This is a genomic window from Chryseotalea sp., from assembly GCF_057350905.1.
This window is the reverse complement of sequence record NZ_JBMRCF010000015.1, coordinates 111018-127223: the sequence shown is the minus strand read 5'-3', so window position 1 is coordinate 127223 and position 16206 is coordinate 111018. Positions and strand designations below refer to the sequence as shown.

The window sequence follows — 16206 nt, the reverse complement described above, 5'->3', positions numbered from 1 at the left end:
AATCCTATAGATTTACTTTTACAAATTCCTGCAACTTTACGGCTATTATTACATTCGGTTGCATTTTTTAATGATTCGTATCAGATTGGTACTTTATTTGCCGACAAGCGATTTTATGAAACCACAGACTATCAACACGTTCTATCCCGCAGTCCTGCTCCTTTTGGTTGTATCCACTTTGGTTACAGAGGTTCAGGCTCAAAGTAAGATTCTAGCCGATGCTGAGCGCTACTTCAGCATACGAAACTATGAGCAGGCGCTGCCACTTTTTGAACAAGCTATCAGAGAAGGTTCCAAAGATGCGACTGTGCACTATAAAGCAGGACTGTGTTTACAGAAATCACCCAATTTGAATGATCAGATCAAAGCAATTCCCTATTTGGATTTTGCCTTGTCAAATTCTACGAATCTTCCTGTTATCACGCATTTAGAGCTAGGCGACCTTCATCTGAAAAATGAAAGTCTCGACAAGGCGATAGCCAGCTATGAAAAGTATAAGAGTCTGACGACTGCGGATAAAAAAGCACAGACCATGGCTGACAACGCCATTACCACTGCGCGGAATGCCATCACATTTATGTCTGTGCCGCGCGATTTTAAAGTGCATAGCATGGGGGAAAATGTTAATACTCGCTATACGGAGTATAATCCCGTAGTGTCTGCCGATGAAAGTGTTTTGGCTTTCACCGGGTTAAGACCCAACACTAGTAAAACAAGAAGTGGAGATAAATTTATTGAAGAGATTTTAATCTCCAATAACCAGTCAGGCACCTGGTCCTTGCCACAAGTGATTAACGTTTTTTCAGAATACAACGTAGGTACTGCTGGTATATCTCCCGATGGACAGAAAATGCTAATTTTTATTGGAGGAGCGAGTGACCCTGGCAATCTATTTCAAATCAACAGAACAGGCAGTGATTGGTCTAAACCATCTTTGATTTCTCCTGTGCTTAATTCGCCTTCTTTAGAAACAACGGCCAGTATAACGCCTGATGGAAAAACCATCTACTTTGCAAGCGACAGAAAAGGAGGTAAAGGTGGATTGGATATTTATAAGACATCACTGCAGGCCAACGGCACCTGGAGTGCTGCGGTAAATTTAGGCGCCCCTGTTAATACAGAAGCTAATGAAGATGCTCCCTTTATTCATCCTGATCAAAAAACTTTGTACTTCACATCAGAAGGCCACAACTCCATGGGGGGGCGTGATATTTTTAAAACAACACTTGTAGGTAATGCCTGGTCTAACCCGGAAAACATGGGTTATCCTGTAAACACTACAGCCAACGACAATTACTTTACATTGTTAGCGGATGGTCGCAGGGCCTACTTCTCATCTGATCGCAAAGGCGGACTTGGCGCGCAAGACATTTATTACATAGACATGCCGGAGTCGTCCAGTATTCCGTTAACCATGATTAAGGGTAAAATTCTGGATGCTGAAACAAACAAACCTATTCCGACAAAAATATATTTGATCGATAACGAAACAGATAAGAAGCTTGACTTTGTTTATCACCCCGATCCTGAAACAGGGGCTTATCTGGTAATTCTGCCACCAGCCAAGAACTACGACATGGTTATTGAAAGCGAAGGCTTTCTCCCGTATACCTTAAATGTGAATGTACCTAATCAAACATATTTCTATGAGTTGTATCAACAAATAAAATTGAAAACCATTAAGCAATTTGATGTGGTAGTAGGACAGGAGGTACAAGTGAAGAATGCTTTCTACGATACCAATCAGGATGCAAAAACGGACATCAGAAAAACGCATGAATCTAAACTGGTGCAATCAGGTACAGTAGATGTTTACGACATGATGCTTGATTTAATGGCCTCCTCTGATAAAGAAGGGATTGATTACCTGGTTGATTTAATTCAGCTTGAACATAGCGTTGATGAAATTAACTTTGATGAAAAAACCAATAGTAAACTTGAAGTGGCTGCTCGTACCTATTACTACGATGAAAGCGATGAAAGCAAGTTTGAGAAAAAAGTAGTGGACGGTCAGACTATTTTATCATTGCCAACCTTTATGGTGGCAGAAGAAGCCAAGAAACAAAAAGATCAACCACAGAAAAAAGAGCTGGCCGATAAGAGTGTATTAAATAAATCAGCTAAGATTTTCTTCGATGCGGGTAAGAGTGATATTAAAGCACAGTATAATGCTTCCTTGGATGCCTTGTTGGTAGAGTTAGAGAAATATCCTGAATTAGGTATAGAAATTTCTGGTTTCGCTTCTGCAGAAGGTTCTGAAGAACTGAATAGAGAGCTTTCGAATAAGCGTGCAATTGCTGTGTTAGAATATTTTAACCACAAAGGAATAGTACGCAGACGTGTAGTAGCAAAAGGTCTTGGTGTAACTAAAGATGCTGTTGCGGCTAAAGAAGAAGGCAGACGCGTAGAGGTGAGGTTGGTAGAGGTAGGTCGTTAATATGCTTATTAAAATATGAGTGAATAGAGGAGGCTTTGGTCTCCTCTTTTTTTGTCTAGTTAGATCAGGTAAATGGACTATTACAGCAGGCTAAAAAGAGTAAAAGATGTCGAGCCAGTTAAAGCAACATATAGAAAGATTTGTTCCTGTAAGCGAAGCAGAATTTTCTGATATTTCGTCTTTCTTTACAATCACGCAGCATAGAAAGAAAGAAAACTTACTCGAAGAAGGACATGTTTGTAAATCGAATTACTTTGTATTGAAAGGATGTCTTCGTAAATTTTTTATCAATGAGAAGGGTGTAGAGCAAACCACTGAGTTTGCCATAGAAAATTGGTGGATGAGTGATAGTCTTTTCTTTGAAGCAAAATTGATATCACAATTCTATATACAAACTGTGGAAAACTCAGAATTGCTGGTTATTAGCAGGGAGTCGCAAGACAAGCTTTTACAGGCGCATCCCCTTATGGAGAAATATTTCAGATGCATTTATCAGAAAGCTTATGCCGCAGCCCAAATGAGAATTAAATTCCTCTATGGACTTTCCAGGGAAGAATTGTATCATCATTTTCGCACGAGTCAACCTCAATTTTTACAAAGAATTCCACAGTACCTGCTTGCTTCGTATTTGAATTTTACGCCTGAGTATCTAAGTGAAATCCGGAAGAAAAGTGTTTCTTAAACCAGTTTAACTTTTCTATGATCAAGGTTAACGTGCTTTGTTCCATCATTAATTTAAACATCAACAAATGGAAAAGCGCATTAATATTCAGGAAAAAGAGCCTATGGCATATAAAGCCATGTATACCTTAGAGGGCTATTTAACCACTACTCAATTATCCAAATCTCATAAGGAACTGTTGAAAATCAGAGCATCACAAATCAATCAGTGTGCTTTTTGTATTGATATGCATACAAAAGATGCACTCAAGAATGGTGAAACACCTCAGCGTATTTTTTTACTAAATGCATGGAAAGAAACTGATTTGTTTAGTGAAGAGGAAAAAACGTTGCTTGCACTTACTGAAGAGGTAACCTACATACACAAAGCGGGCCTGACAGCAGAAACCTACCATAAGGCAATACAACTTTTTGGCGAAAACTATGTAGCTCAACTGATCATGGCAGTTGTCACTATCAATGCATGGAACAGGATTGCAATAAGCTCACACATGGAATTACCGAAATAGGTTTCTCTAGTGAAGATGTTGGATAAGGGAGGTTTCGAACTCCCTTATTTTTTCCAGAGCAAGGAACTGTCGCCATAACTTAAAAAGCGGTAGTCATTGGCTAACGCTTCATTGTAAATTCTTTTCCAATCATCACCTACGAAGGCAGCTACCAATAGCATAAGTGTTGAACCTGGTTGGTGAAAGTTGGTTACTAAGCCATGGCATACTTTAAATGAATAACCAGGATGAATGTAAATGGCAGTACTTGCCAGTAAAATATCACTTTCTTCTGCATCAAGGTGATGAATAATGGCATTCATCGCTTCTCTGGTAGTGGGAAAATCTACGAAGTTTTGGTAGGCGAAATTCTGATCAATAAAAAAGGGATTTTCGAGCTTGTTGATTAGTTTTAATCCTATCCAATATAAACTTTCCAGGGTACGCATTGAAGTGGTTCCCACCGGAATAACGGTGCCTTCGTGCTTTATGAGTGATATCAGGGTTTCTTTATTAACAACAATCTGCTCCTGATGCATGTTGTGTTCCAGAGCATTTTGGGTTTTCACCGGTTGAAAGGTTCCGGCACTCACATGCAGGGTTACGTAAAGCTCCTTCACACCTTTCTCTTGAAGCTGCTGTAAGGTACTTGTTGTAAAATGCAAGCCGGCCGTGGGCGCTGCTACCGCACCTTCGTGCACTGAGTAAACAGTCTGATAGCGTTGTTTGTCTGCTATTTCTGCATCACGTTTCAGGTAGGGGGGTAGTGGCGTTTCTCCAGAAATACTGAGGATCTCTGCAAAGCTCAGGTCACCATCCCAACTGAATTCGACTACCTGATTTTCCCTGTCAAGCAATGTTGCATGGAGTGTATAGGAAGCGATTGTCTTTTGTAGGCTTACCGCCTCACGCCAACGTTTAAGATTACCGATAGTGCAATGCCATTGGCAACGCTTTTTACTTTGCATGGCTTCGATTAGCAAGGCTGATGGCATGATTGGGTTAAGCAAAAAGAGTTCAATGCCTGCTCCCGTGTCTTTGGTAAAGTGGAGTCGTGCCGGGATAACCTTTGTATTATTGAAAACCATGAGTGCCCCAGCTGGGATCTCTTTTACTATGGATGTAAAACGCTCATGCCTAATCTCTCCATCCTTATAAATCAATAATTTCGATTGATCTCTTTCCGGTAAGGGGTATTTGGCAATGCGTTCTTCGGGAAGAACATAACTATACGCTTGAATATTAATCATACCGTTGCAAAAATAAGTGCTTACGTGTTAACTTGACACCTTTATGGCCTTACAAACAGCTTATACAAGCCAGGTATTTCACTTTAATTTTCAAGCCAGAACCTCACGTGGCGCTATGCGCGAGCGCAAGAGCTGGTTTGTGAAGATTTGGGATGAGTCCAGTCCTGATGTTTATGGTGTCGGTGAATGTGCTCCCTTACCTGGTCTGAGTATGGATGATGTGCCGGAGTATGAGGAGCGATTAAGAGAAGCGCTGCAGAGCCTACAGGAATTATCAATTGACAATGGTCAATTGACAATGGATAAAATTCAATTGCTGATAGAACAAGTAATTTCTCCTCAATTCCCCTCCATCATTTTCGGCCTTGAAACAGCCCTTCTTGACCTGAAAAATGGAGGCAGTCGAATCATATTTGATAACGATTTTCAAAAAGGAAGGGAGCTGCCTATTAACGGTTTGATCTGGATGGCGGACATGGATCTGATGTTGCAGCAGATTGCTATTAAAGTCTATGATGGTTTCAACTGTATTAAGATGAAGGTGGGCGGTCTTAACTTTGAAAAGGAGTGTGACATTTTGCACTATGTCAGAAAGAAGTATTACCGGGAAGACATAACCATCAGGTTGGATGCCAATGGAGCATTTAAACCAGATGATTGCTTATACAAACTGAAAGAATTGTCAAAGTTTGGCATTCATTCAATAGAACAGCCAATTAAAGTCGGTCAAAGAGACCTGATGAGAGAAATCAGTGAGCAATCCCCAATACCTATTGCCTTGGACGAGGAGCTGATTGGCGTTAACACGGTGGAGGACAAAGAGCTTTTGCTTGAAGCGTGCAAGGTACCTTACATTATTTTAAAGCCAAGTTTGCATGGAGGTATCCAGTCCTGCCGGGAATGGATTCGGTTGGCTGAAGAAAAGAAAGTAGGGTGGTGGATAACTTCTGCATTGGAATCGAATATAGGTTTGAATGCAATTTGCCAACTTACGGCTGAGTATCCAGTACAGATTGCGCAAGGCTTAGGCACAGGGCAGTTGTATGATAATAATATTGAATCACCACTTTTGGTCAGAAAAGGAAACATAAGCCTGATACAAGATCAGGCATGGAATATTGAAAATTTAAATTTTATAACTGTACAAAACAATGGCTAATTGCATCAATTGCAATCAAGAAGTAAGCACTGCGTATTGCCCGGCATGTGGACAGCGCAATCCTGTTAACAAAATTAACATGGTTAATATGTGGTCTGATTTTGCAGCACGTGTTTATGGATTTGACGGAATGTTCCCCAGAACGTTAAAAGATTTGACTATCCGCCCGGGTCAGGTAGCACGGGATTACATCATAGGTAATCGAGTTAAGTATTATGGACCTGTAGGTTACTTTTTTCTTACCCTTACGGTTTATTTATTGCTGGCTTCAATGCTAGATATTGATCTGGTAAAATTTATGATGCAATCGAATCCTACAGATGTGGAGGCGCAGGGCGGAGGCATGCAGGAAGTTGTTAAAGAGCTTACTCAATGGGTAATTAATAATATGAGGAGTGTTTCTTTTTTTATCACACTCTTTACAGTGTTTTTTACCTGGCTACTCTTTAAAAGAAGTAAATATAATTTTGTTGAAACAGGTGCATTGGTGTTTTTTGTAACTGGGCACTTCATGTGGGTAAGTATTGTCTTGATAATTGTCTATAAAATGAGTGGATTTGTGTTGGAATCCTCTTACTTGTTACTCATTTCAATAGTATTTATGATTTACGCCTTTGTTAATTTCTATAGCCACCTAAGCAAGTGGAAAATTATTGTGAGGGGTATTATTGTGCATATTTTATCTTATGTAGTTCTCACTTTTGTTATTGCAGGAGCTTTTACCTACAGGGTGGTTACTGATAAAGAGCTTTTTGAAAAGATAAGACCTGCCAATAACAAACCTACAGTTGAGCAAAGTAACCAAGAAAAATAGAAACTTTTTTAGACTTTGGTTCCTTGTTCGATTAATGAAACTTTAGGACTCACATTACTTAATGTAGATTGTGTAGAGCTCTTCAGGAATACACTTCAATTCCAAGTGTTGTTAATAATCTATTGATAATGACATAATAAACCACTATAATTGGGTTAATATTCTTTAAGTGAATTAAGCTTAAGTTATCCCGTAAATGTCTCCAACCTGAAATTTTAATTCACTCTTAATATGCAGAGAAACTCTTAATAAAGGATCTGCCCTAGCTTTGGTTAAAACTTAATACCAAAAAGAGATGAAACTAAAATTTACACAAATAGCAGGTTGCCTTTTGGTGGGTTTACTGCTTTTTACAGCATGCGAAGGACCACAAGGCGACCCAGGTTTAGACGGTAAAGACGGTGTGGATGGTACTGACGGTACAGACGGTGAGGATGGCGAGGATTTGATCAATAAAGTAACTTTAAAAGATCACTCAGTTACTCCATCATTATTGAAGAAATTATCTGGCTTTGAGTCACTTCAGGTCTATAGCCTAATCAGTTCAGAAGATAAGCTAATTAATTCTTTATCATACACATTTGGTGGTTCTGCAGACGGTGCAGGCTTGCGTAAAGTAAATGGAGGTTATGCTCTATTAGTTAACCACGAAGATAATTTTGCTGTATCAAGAATTTTATTGGACGAGACTTTTAAGCCAATTTCAGGTGAATATATTTTGAATTCTGATGGCGGAAAGTGGAGATTGTGTTCTTCCACATTGGCTACCCCTGAAGAGCACGGCTTCGGACCACTCTATTTAACTTGCGGTGAAAGTAATCCTGAGTCAAGAACCCATGCACTTACACCCTTTGCAGATAAATCTATGGCTTCGATGTCTCGCGAATTGGCAGGTTTAGGCAGATGGAATGCAGAGAATGCTGTGCCGCTCCCTAAAACAGCCTATCCAGGAAAAACAGCTATTATAATAGGAGATGATGACTCAGGTTCTGCAGGTGGCCAGATTGCTATGTATCTTTCTAATACCGTTGGTGATCTGGACAATGGTTCTGTATATGTTCTTAAAAGAAGCGATAACGAAATGCGTGAAAAGCAAATGACTGTTGGTAACACTTATCCAGTAGAGTTTGTGCAAATCGCTGATCATACAAATCTTACCGGTGCTCAAATAAATGCAGAAGCTGCAGCACTTAGCAGTATTGCATTTGGCCGAGTTGAAGACGTAGACTACAGAAAAGACGGAGCAGGACGCGAAGTATATTTCACAGTAACCGGACAGAATGGAAACGCTGACAGAACAAAGTATGGAAGAGTTTACAAGCTAGTAATGAATGCGTCAAACCCCTTAGCCGGAACCTTGGAGGTAGTACTTGACGGAGATGTGGATAATGGTATCGCAAATGAATTTCAGAATCCTGACAATATAATGGTCACTCAAAATTTTGCCTATGTCCAGGAGGATTCCAATACGTATGGAGAAGGTGGTGAAACGCATGATGCATATATCTATCAATATGATTTAAATACTAAAACACTTAAGAAAGTATTTGAACTTAACCATTTCAGGGATGATGCGACCTTCGGCTCAGTTTTTCAGGCCAGTTCAACAAAGGGTAACTGGGAGTATGGTGCTTTAGTCGATATCTCTGATGTAATTGACGAAGAGAATACTTTTATTTTATGTATTCAACCACATACATGGAGAACATCCGCTTTTGCAGGCGTAGATGGGGGCTCTTTAAGAACCACTGAAAATCAAGGAAGCCAGATAGTGGTTATTAAAGGCCTTCCTAAATAGTCTTATTTAGAAATTATAAAGCTGCCCACGTTTATGGTGGGCAGTTTTATTTTCAATGCTAATCTTAATTCAATGTTTCGTTTTCTACTTTTCACTTCAACAGTATTCATTGTTTTTTTTATCTCATCTTGTCAACAGCCAAAAGAAGAACCTGTTATACTTTTAGGCAAATGGATAGAGCAAGAAGCAGATTCATTAGGAAAAACAATAGTGTCATTAACACAACACGTAAAATCAGACTCACCATATACAAACATTGATAGAGCACATAAACTTTTTATTAAAGCACGAAAACATTACAAGCGTATAGAGGGTATTGCAGAATTTCATTTCCCTGGTGTGGCCGAAGCTATTAATGGAGCTGCTTTGCCAGAAGCAGAAGAGTATGATGATAAGATTAATGAGGCAACAGGTTTTCAGGTTGTTGAAGAATTAATGTTTCCTAAAATTGAAGCAGAGACTTCAGCCAAGCTGATTCAAGAGTTAATGGCATTGACATCGATTATTGAGAAGTTAAAAGAACAGTTTAAAACCAACTCATGGACTGAACAGAACGTTTTTGAAGCCTTACGTTTACAGTTATTTAGAATTATAAGCCTGGGCATATCCGGATTTGATTCACCAGTGGCTTTATTATCTATTGATGAGGCCAAAGAATCACTTTTAGGTATAGAAAAGGCTTTGGTCTACTTTTCTCATAAATCAGCAGATAAAGATCAACTGGAAAAACTGAAGAGAAGATTTTCTTTAGCAATAGGATATCTTGAGCTAAAGAAGGATTTTAATTCATTTGATCGCTCAACTTTTATTGTAGATTATATAAATCCGTTATCAGAAGATATTTACAACTACCAGAAAAATTGTGGAATCAAAAATAATAAATGGCTTTCGCCATTTGATATGGAGAAAAGTAATTTTGCTAGTGCCAAAAACATACAGGAATTATGGTTTGCACCAACGCATAACAATGCTTTTGTAAAAGACAGTGCAGTTATTGCACTTGGAAAACTACTTTTTTTCGATCCGATTCTTTCTGGTAATAACGCGAGGTCTTGTGCGTCTTGCCACAAGCCAGAGATGGCTTTTACGGATGGAAAGATAAAAAGCGTTGCCTTTAATTTTGAAGGTAGTATTGAGCGTAACGCACCAACTATTATCAATGCAGGTTTTCTAAAAAGTCAGTTTGCAGACTCCCGTGTACATTTTTTAGAGGATCAGGTTGTTGATGTAATTTCTAATTCAAGTGAGATGCATGGCCAGATCAGTACGGCATCTGAAAGAATTAGTGAAAGCGAGGAATATACAAAATTATTCGTTCAAGCCTTTAAAGTTACCCATGATAAAGCGGTAACGGCATCGCATATTCAGGTAGCTCTTGCCAGTTTTGTTCGCTCGGTCAAAGGACTCAACTCTCCTGTAGATCAATTTCTCGAGGGTAAAAAGCAAGCCTTGTCTGCTGGTGAGATTGCAGGTTTTAATCTGTTTATGGGTAAGGCAAAATGTGCAACCTGTCACTTTATGCCATTGTTCAATGGGTCTGTACCTCCTTCGTTTAATGAGACTGAATCTGAAATTATTGGCGTGCCGGCTAAACCAGACACCATTCTTGCTAAACTAGATAATGACCTTGGAAAGTTTAACACCTTTAAAAGAGATCTGCATAGAAATGCTTTTAAAACCCCAACGGTAAGAAATGCAGCGCTAACAGCTCCATATATGCATAATGGTGTTTACGCAACCTTAGAGGAGCTTATTGACTTTTATAACCGTGGGGGTGGAGCAGGTATTGGTATTGAGTTGGATAACCAGACACTTCCGCCAGAGCCGCTCGACTTGACTGTAAAAGAAAAGGAACAATTGATTGCTTTCTTACATGCTTTAACGGATACTGTTGGATTAACATCAGTCCCTAATCACTTACCAGGCTTCAAGGATAAAACACTTGATGAGAGAAAAATCGGAGGCAGTTATTAGATATCGTATTTATTGGTATGTCTTACATCTAATGTTTTTAGCTTGTACGTATGACACCATAGATTTGAATTTAAATGATTGCAGTGATGGAAGTTTATCTGTCCAGGTTGTCAGGAGCCAAAATACAATTGATTGTAGCGCTTCAATGGGTATCATTGAAGTTTTAGGCGTTGGGGGTGTATCACCGTACAGATTTTCGTTAGCGAACAAAGAGCCGCAAGCAAACACTATTTTTATTGGCCTTTCAGCAGGGGAATACATAATACTTGTACTTGATGCAAGAAATTGCTCAGATACCACCATTCATTATTTACCTGCTGCTGAAAGTAATCTATCGGCTTATGCAATCACCATGGCCGACTCAGGATGTCTTTCAAATGTTAATAATGGAACGATAAAGGTAAGCGCACTTAATGGTAAACCACCATATCAATTTCAGTTAAGTAACCAATCCTTCTCGAATGATTCAATTTTTGATAATCTGAAATTTGGAAGCTATACAGTAAATGTGCGTGATGCAGTTAGCTGCCAATTTTCCCTGGATGTAATAGTTCCTCGCTTGAACTCGGGCGTAAACTGGCAAGCTGATGTTAGGCCAATTATTAGCAAGTCTTGTGCAAAATCTGGCTGCCATGATGATAAATCCGGACGAACCAATTTAATCGATTTTGAAAATATCAAGGAAAATTTAAATCAAATCAGGTTACGTATAATTAACAGATCAATGCCCTTTGATGCAACTTTATCAGAAGAACAAATTCGGTTGATTGTATGCTGGATTGATGATGGCGCACCAGAGAATTGATACAAGTAGTGTTAAATTACTACTATCAGTTTTATGTATTTCAATATGGATTAATTTATGCGATTAACGTAAATCCATAACTTCTCGTCTTGGTCTCATTAAAGAGTTTCCTGGAATTTAATTATTGCCAGAGATCAAAAAAACATAATAAAATCCCTATTGTTGAGCAAAGTTCTTCAGGGAAGTAATGGGTTTACCCAACTCCTGCCAGGTTTGTTCTGCTTCAAATTTTTCTGGATAGTTATTAAGTGCTTCTATAATGTGAGTACCATAGTTTATTTTTTGTGAGAAGTGGCCAAGGAATTTGAGCAAAGCTATTGGTGCTTTCGATATAGTTAATTTTTCTTTCAAGTGGTTTTTCTGAAATACAGCTGCAGCCTCATCTGCAGTGAAGGCCTCCGGTCCCTGAATTACATATTCTTTATTTTCTGTAGAGAGAATCTGGTATGAGCGCACTACCTGTTCAGCATAATCGCTGGCAGCAATAAAGTACATCCTCTGCTTCGATTCACCCGCTAATAAAATCCGGCTCCCTCTTCTGTACGTATGGTTAAAATTATCCATAAAAGTAGAGGGGTAGAATATCGCATAAGGTATTCCTGATTCTTTGATCATATCCACAGCATGATGCTTAAGATCAAATACCCACCACTTAAAGTTATTCATGCCCTGGTATCTCATCACTAAAGAGCTGATGAAACCGATTCGCTTTATTTGTTTTTGCTTTGCCACACGCAAAATGTTCTTTAAGCCTTCTGACTCTGCATGAAAGTCATTAACCTTTTCATGCTGTTTTAAGTTGAGATTGAGATAGAGGTATGCCCCCTGATCTAAAAACTTTTCAAGACTTTGAGTATCGGCAATGTCGCCACTAAACAATTGCACACTGTCGGGAAGTGCTTTGCCTGCCTTTATAGTGTTACGGACAAGTGTCTTAACTGTGTAACCATGATTGACAAATGCTTTGGTAACAGGCAATCCTAATAACCCAGTGGCACCAATGATGGAAATATTTTTTGTCATGATCTCTCTTTTCTCTTAAAGTAAAAATATAAGGGCGTACCCATTACAACAAGTAATAATCCAAAGAGTGAGTTGATGATAGGCGTTTTTGCGCTCAGGTAATTCGTAATGTCATTTGTGAGTGTAAGGATCAGAAAACATAGTGTAACGGTCACAAAAATACCGGGCACCAGTGGATACCCACAAACCTTATAAGGTCGATGCGCATCTGGCATTTTTTTTCTGAGTATAAATACACCAAGTGCACTTAAACCATAAAATAGCCAGCTAACAAAAATCAGCATGTCAGTGAGCATATCGAAGGAGCCACTCAGCACCAGCAGGCAAGTCCAAATGGCGTGAAGTGCTAAAGCATTGGCCGGTGTTTTAAAGCCTGGATGTATATTGGCGGTCCAGCTAAAAAATCTTTTCTCCTGTGCCATGGCAAAAGTTACCCTTGCGGTTGCCATAATATTGGCATTGGTTGAGCCAATGCCTGAGAAAATAACTAATAAGGCAATGAGCACGCCTCCCAGCCCGCCCATAGCAATTTGTGCCGCTTCAGAAGCAACAAAAGTTGTGGCAGCCATAGTTGTTATATCCATTACAAAAAGATAGGCCAGAATAATCAGTGCATAAATGGCAATGCAAGACAAGAGACCAATTAACAAACTCCTGGATATATTCTGTTGTGGTTTTTTAATTTCTCCAGCCACAAAAGTAATGTTGTTCCAACCATCGTAACCCCAGAAAGCGCCCGATAGCGCAGCAACAATGGCGAGTACCAAGGCCCAGCCTTCAGGTGTGCTTGAGGATGACCTTACATAGTTAGCAGTTGATCCATCACCGATGGTGAATATCCCTACAACCAAAAGCCCTATTGATGCCACTTTGATAAGGGTAAACAATACTTGTAAACCAGCGCCCGCTTTGGTACTGCGGTAATTGATAAAAGTGAGTATGAGGATGATAATAATCGTAAAGAGTTTTACGCCAATATTATCCAGTGGAAATATCCTGCCAATACCCGGTATGTATAAATAAACAGCTTGTTCAATTTCAATTGAAAACCGGGGGAGACTAATGTAATATTCCGCATAAGTGCCGGCTACATAAGCAATCGATGCAACGCCTGCCGTATTAATGACTATAAAAGCTGACCATCCGTACAAAAAGGAAACGAAGTCTCCATACATCTTCTTGAAGAAAATATATTGACCACCCGTTTCGGGCATCATGGCCGCTACTTCAGCGTTGCTGAGTGCACCAAAAAGTGTGATAATGCCCGCCAATATCCATACAAACAGCAGCAGGAGAGGAGACCCTACTTGCGAGGCCATTAAGGATGGTTTGAGAAATATGCCTGAACCAATAACACCACCAACCACTAAAGCAATGGTTGACCAAAGGCCGAGTGTCCTGGCAAGATGTTCTTTATCCTTTGGTGCTGACATAAATATTTACTGCATGAATTCTGCTAGCATGCGGTGGAAATGATGTGTGCCCATTTCGCGTTTAACAGAATACCGACCATGTTGATAAAAGCGCGAGCGAATTCCTTTTTGAACCTGATGCACTACTTCTTCATCTTCCTTTTCCACCTCATCCAGATTGGACCCCGCACCTTGCCTCAGTTTGTTTTCGTCCCAGACATAGGAGAGAAAAGAGACCTTTGTTTGATGAATACCCAGTGGTCTGACAATGTTGATGGATAAACCCCAGGGATAGAAATTGAACATCATGTTAGGAAATACCCAGAAATAGTAGGCTGCCACTTGCTTACCATAATCAAAGGTGTTTGTGGGAAGGTCAAAGGTAATATCACCCTCCTTAGCCAGCGCTAATTGTAAATTGCTATAGCGAAAGAGCTCGGTGGTGTAGTTACCATAGTCGATGATGCTGTTTAAACCTGCATGAATAAATGGAATGTGAAAACCCTCCAGGTAATTTTCGCAGTACAAAGCCCAGTGGGCATCGACTAAATAATCTTTAGATAAATCCGGTCTGAAGTGGAACTGGTCAAGTGGCATCCAGCCGATGCGCTCTTGCATTTCGGCAAAGAAGTGCTGTGGATTACTTTTGTTGTTGAGCGATGTAAAAAGCCATTTTCCCAACTGATGTAATGGCAAATGTTTGAGGTGATCATCACTGGATGGAAAGTTTTCCACCTCTTTAAATTCGGGCATCGAAAGAAAGGTGCCATCTAATTTGAAGCGTCTGCCATGATAGCGGCAACGTATATCATTTAACTTACAATCTCTTTCAACCAGTATGTTGCCCCGGTGGGTACAAACATTGGATAAGCAATGAATTTTTTTATTTTCATCGCGGGTTATAACAATGGGCTCATTCAGGTATGTTTCTAATAGGTTAATAGGAGTTGTCCAGCCGATTTCTTTTACCTGATCTGTATCACCAACAAACTGCCAGGTGCTGGCAAATATTTTTTCCTTTGCCTCTTCAAAGCAAAGGGGGTTTAGGTAAAAATCCGTATGGATGGTTTTTGCTTTGGCTATATCCGGATGTACATCGAATTTCATAAATAGGCTTTATGCAAAATACAAATTCTTTGTGTCTCCCGGCAGACAAACTTTCGGACGCGTCTTGCGTAAAATTGTACTATATGAAAAGTAAAGTGGTATTTATTTCTGTGGCGCGCTATTTGTCAGCATTGATTTTAGCACAAACGCTATTTTTTAAGTTCAGTGCTGCTACAGAATCGGTGTACATCTTTACCGCGGTAGGCATGGAGCCATGGGGTAGAATAGGTGTTGGTATAGCAGAACTAGTAGCTGCACTTCTTCTACTCTATAAGCCTTTCAGTTGGGTGGGCGCAGGTCTTTCTATAGGTATAATGGGTGGTGCAATCGTAATGCACCTATTGGTGATTGGTATAGAAGTAATGGGAGATGGAGGCGAACTGTTTTTTCTGGCTTTGACGGTACTCTTGCTTAGCAGCTATGTTTTTTATGAACAACGCACCGCCTGGTTGCCGTTTTTAACAAATAAAAAATAGTTATAGACCTTCCAGGTTTTTGATAAGATCCGAGAGTAGTGCTTCATCATTTTTTAAGACGCTCTTGAGTCCTTCAGATAGAAATTTAGGGATTTGTTCACCTTTAGATAGTTTGTTTTTAATATCCTTTACCATATCCAAGGCATCATTCTTCTCAGCCAGATTACTATTCTGAATTTTTGCTTCCAAGGCATTCCATTGATCAAGGTTAGTTGGTGTATTTTGTGTATTTTCTTGCTTAGCTGCACTAAGTGATTGGGTGGAAGTATTGGAATTGATGCACTGGTTAAACTGGTCAATGATCGTATTCAAATCGCTATACCCCAGTTTTCCTTCTTCTATTTGCGCGACTATCTTCGGGCATTCAGTTAAGAATTTTGTCATGTTGCGCTTGAAACCCAGATTGGGCACCTCAATACCCTTCCCATCCAGTTTCAACAGATAGCGACCATCGTAGGCTAACTGTCCATTCATTTGGAAGGCATAAAGACTTAAATACCCTTGTTTAAGAAGTTTCATAAACACATAAGTCTCTCCGAATTTTACTGGTTTATGGTCTTCACCTTCCAAAACAAAACTTCTTACTTGTAAAATATTGAAGGTAAACTTTTTCTTATCCGGCTGGGTAACCTGAACTCTTTTATCAAAGCCGTTCACAAATACTTTAACCTTGCCTTGTAAGGTGTCACCTTTAGCATTGACCACATAGTCCTGAGCAGCTACCAGGGTTGTTTGCACCATAAGGAATGCCAGCACTGAATAAGTAAGGAGTCGTTTCATAG

14 protein-coding genes are annotated in these 16206 nt (G+C 39.6%); 9 read left to right on the top strand and 5 right to left on the bottom strand.

Going from position 1 to position 16206, the window contains the following annotated elements:
- Nucleotides 1–115: 115 nt before the first annotated feature.
- The 3 genes from ACO1XM_RS16985 (at nt 116) to ACO1XM_RS16975 (ending at nt 3627) form a co-directional block, all read left to right on the top strand.
- Complete coding sequence (locus ACO1XM_RS16985) at nt 116–2437, top strand: OmpA family protein (protein ID WP_486231174.1); 2322 nt, start codon at nt 116–118, stop codon at nt 2435–2437.
- Between the two features lie 106 nt (nt 2438–2543).
- The gene (locus tag ACO1XM_RS16980) at nt 2544–3119 is read left to right on the top strand and encodes a Crp/Fnr family transcriptional regulator (RefSeq protein WP_486231172.1); all 576 of its coding nucleotides are present in this window, start codon (nt 2544–2546) and stop codon (nt 3117–3119) included.
- A gap of 67 nt (nt 3120–3186) precedes the next feature.
- On the top strand, nt 3187–3627 hold the full coding sequence (locus ACO1XM_RS16975; RefSeq protein ID WP_486231170.1) for a carboxymuconolactone decarboxylase family protein: 441 nt from the start codon (nt 3187–3189) through the stop codon (nt 3625–3627).
- 44 nt (nt 3628–3671) lie between these two features.
- Here the strand turns inward: ACO1XM_RS16975 and ACO1XM_RS16970 are convergent, their stop codons facing one another.
- Nucleotides 3672–4856: an S-adenosylmethionine:tRNA ribosyltransferase-isomerase gene (locus tag ACO1XM_RS16970; RefSeq protein ID WP_486231168.1), complete on the bottom strand. Its 1185-nt coding sequence runs from the start codon at nt 4854–4856 to the stop codon at nt 3672–3674.
- A gap of 43 nt (nt 4857–4899) precedes the next feature.
- Between ACO1XM_RS16970 and ACO1XM_RS16965 the strand changes: the two genes are divergently transcribed.
- The 5 genes from ACO1XM_RS16965 to ACO1XM_RS16945 all read left to right on the top strand — a co-directional run bounded on the left by ACO1XM_RS16965 (nt 4900) and on the right by ACO1XM_RS16945 (nt 11406).
- Nucleotides 4900–6015 (top strand): o-succinylbenzoate synthase, encoded by a 1116-nt coding sequence (locus tag ACO1XM_RS16965; protein ID WP_486231166.1) that lies wholly within the window; start codon nt 4900–4902, stop codon nt 6013–6015.
- On the top strand, nt 6008–6829 hold the full coding sequence (locus ACO1XM_RS16960) for a DUF3667 domain-containing protein (protein WP_486231164.1): 822 nt from the start codon (nt 6008–6010) through the stop codon (nt 6827–6829). The genes ACO1XM_RS16965 and ACO1XM_RS16960 overlap by 8 nt, the downstream gene beginning before the upstream one ends.
- A 295-nt stretch (nt 6830–7124) precedes the next feature.
- Complete coding sequence (locus ACO1XM_RS16955; protein WP_486231162.1) at nt 7125–8627, top strand: PhoX family protein; 1503 nt, start codon at nt 7125–7127, stop codon at nt 8625–8627.
- Between the two features lie 72 nt (nt 8628–8699).
- A complete protein-coding gene (locus ACO1XM_RS16950) occupies nt 8700–10601 on the top strand; it encodes a cytochrome c peroxidase (protein WP_486231160.1) in 1902 nt (633 codons plus the stop codon).
- The gene (locus ACO1XM_RS16945) at nt 10570–11406 is read left to right on the top strand and encodes a hypothetical protein (protein WP_486231158.1); all 837 of its coding nucleotides are present in this window, start codon (nt 10570–10572) and stop codon (nt 11404–11406) included. Before ACO1XM_RS16950 ends, ACO1XM_RS16945 begins: the two co-directional genes overlap by 32 nt.
- 156 nt (nt 11407–11562) lie before the next feature.
- Here the strand turns inward: ACO1XM_RS16945 and ACO1XM_RS16940 are convergent, their stop codons facing one another.
- The 3 genes from ACO1XM_RS16940 to ACO1XM_RS16930 are packed head-to-tail and all read right to left on the bottom strand — an operon-like array spanning nt 11563 to nt 14948.
- Nucleotides 11563–12429 (bottom strand): SDR family oxidoreductase, encoded by an 867-nt coding sequence (locus tag ACO1XM_RS16940; RefSeq protein ID WP_486231156.1) that lies wholly within the window; start codon nt 12427–12429, stop codon nt 11563–11565.
- Nucleotides 12426–13862 (bottom strand): APC family permease, encoded by a 1437-nt coding sequence (locus ACO1XM_RS16935; protein WP_486231154.1) that lies wholly within the window; start codon nt 13860–13862, stop codon nt 12426–12428. Before ACO1XM_RS16935 ends, ACO1XM_RS16940 begins: the two co-directional genes overlap by 4 nt.
- A 6-nt stretch (nt 13863–13868) precedes the next feature.
- On the bottom strand, nt 13869–14948 hold the full coding sequence (locus ACO1XM_RS16930; RefSeq protein ID WP_486231152.1) for an aromatic ring-hydroxylating oxygenase subunit alpha: 1080 nt from the start codon (nt 14946–14948) through the stop codon (nt 13869–13871).
- An 83-nt stretch (nt 14949–15031) separates the two neighbouring features.
- Between ACO1XM_RS16930 and ACO1XM_RS16925 the strand changes: the two genes are divergently transcribed.
- Nucleotides 15032–15424, top strand: a complete 393-nt coding sequence (locus ACO1XM_RS16925; protein WP_486231150.1) for a DoxX family protein — start codon at nt 15032–15034, stop codon at nt 15422–15424.
- On the opposite strand, the gene ACO1XM_RS16920 is transcribed toward ACO1XM_RS16925, so the two are convergent.
- Nucleotides 15425–16204, bottom strand: a complete 780-nt coding sequence (locus ACO1XM_RS16920) for a hypothetical protein (protein WP_486231148.1) — start codon at nt 16202–16204, stop codon at nt 15425–15427.
- Nucleotides 16205–16206: the final 2 nt, after the last annotated feature.

Excerpts from the sequence above, each read along its gene's own strand:
- ACO1XM_RS16985 (WP_486231174.1), top strand. The coding sequence starts at position 116 with ATGAAACCACAGACTATCAACACGTTCTATCCCGCAGTCCTGCTCCTT.
- ACO1XM_RS16980 (WP_486231172.1), top strand. The coding sequence starts at position 2,544 with ATGTCGAGCCAGTTAAAGCAACATATAGAAAGATTTGTTCCTGTAAGC.
- ACO1XM_RS16975 (WP_486231170.1), top strand. The coding sequence starts at position 3,187 with ATGGAAAAGCGCATTAATATTCAGGAAAAAGAGCCTATGGCATATAAA.
- ACO1XM_RS16970 (WP_486231168.1), bottom strand. The coding sequence starts at position 4,856 with ATGATTAATATTCAAGCGTATAGTTATGTTCTTCCCGAAGAACGCATT.
- ACO1XM_RS16965 (WP_486231166.1), top strand. The coding sequence starts at position 4,900 with ATGGCCTTACAAACAGCTTATACAAGCCAGGTATTTCACTTTAATTTT.
- ACO1XM_RS16960 (WP_486231164.1), top strand. The coding sequence starts at position 6,008 with ATGGCTAATTGCATCAATTGCAATCAAGAAGTAAGCACTGCGTATTGC.
- ACO1XM_RS16955 (WP_486231162.1), top strand. The coding sequence starts at position 7,125 with ATGAAACTAAAATTTACACAAATAGCAGGTTGCCTTTTGGTGGGTTTA.
- ACO1XM_RS16950 (WP_486231160.1), top strand. The coding sequence starts at position 8,700 with ATGTTTCGTTTTCTACTTTTCACTTCAACAGTATTCATTGTTTTTTTT.
- ACO1XM_RS16940 (WP_486231156.1), bottom strand. The coding sequence starts at position 12,429 with ATGACAAAAAATATTTCCATCATTGGTGCCACTGGGTTATTAGGATTG.
- ACO1XM_RS16935 (WP_486231154.1), bottom strand. The coding sequence starts at position 13,862 with ATGTCAGCACCAAAGGATAAAGAACATCTTGCCAGGACACTCGGCCTT.
- ACO1XM_RS16930 (WP_486231152.1), bottom strand. The coding sequence starts at position 14,948 with ATGAAATTCGATGTACATCCGGATATAGCCAAAGCAAAAACCATCCAT.
- ACO1XM_RS16925 (WP_486231150.1), top strand. The coding sequence starts at position 15,032 with ATGAAAAGTAAAGTGGTATTTATTTCTGTGGCGCGCTATTTGTCAGCA.
- ACO1XM_RS16920 (WP_486231148.1), bottom strand. The coding sequence starts at position 16,204 with ATGAAACGACTCCTTACTTATTCAGTGCTGGCATTCCTTATGGTGCAA.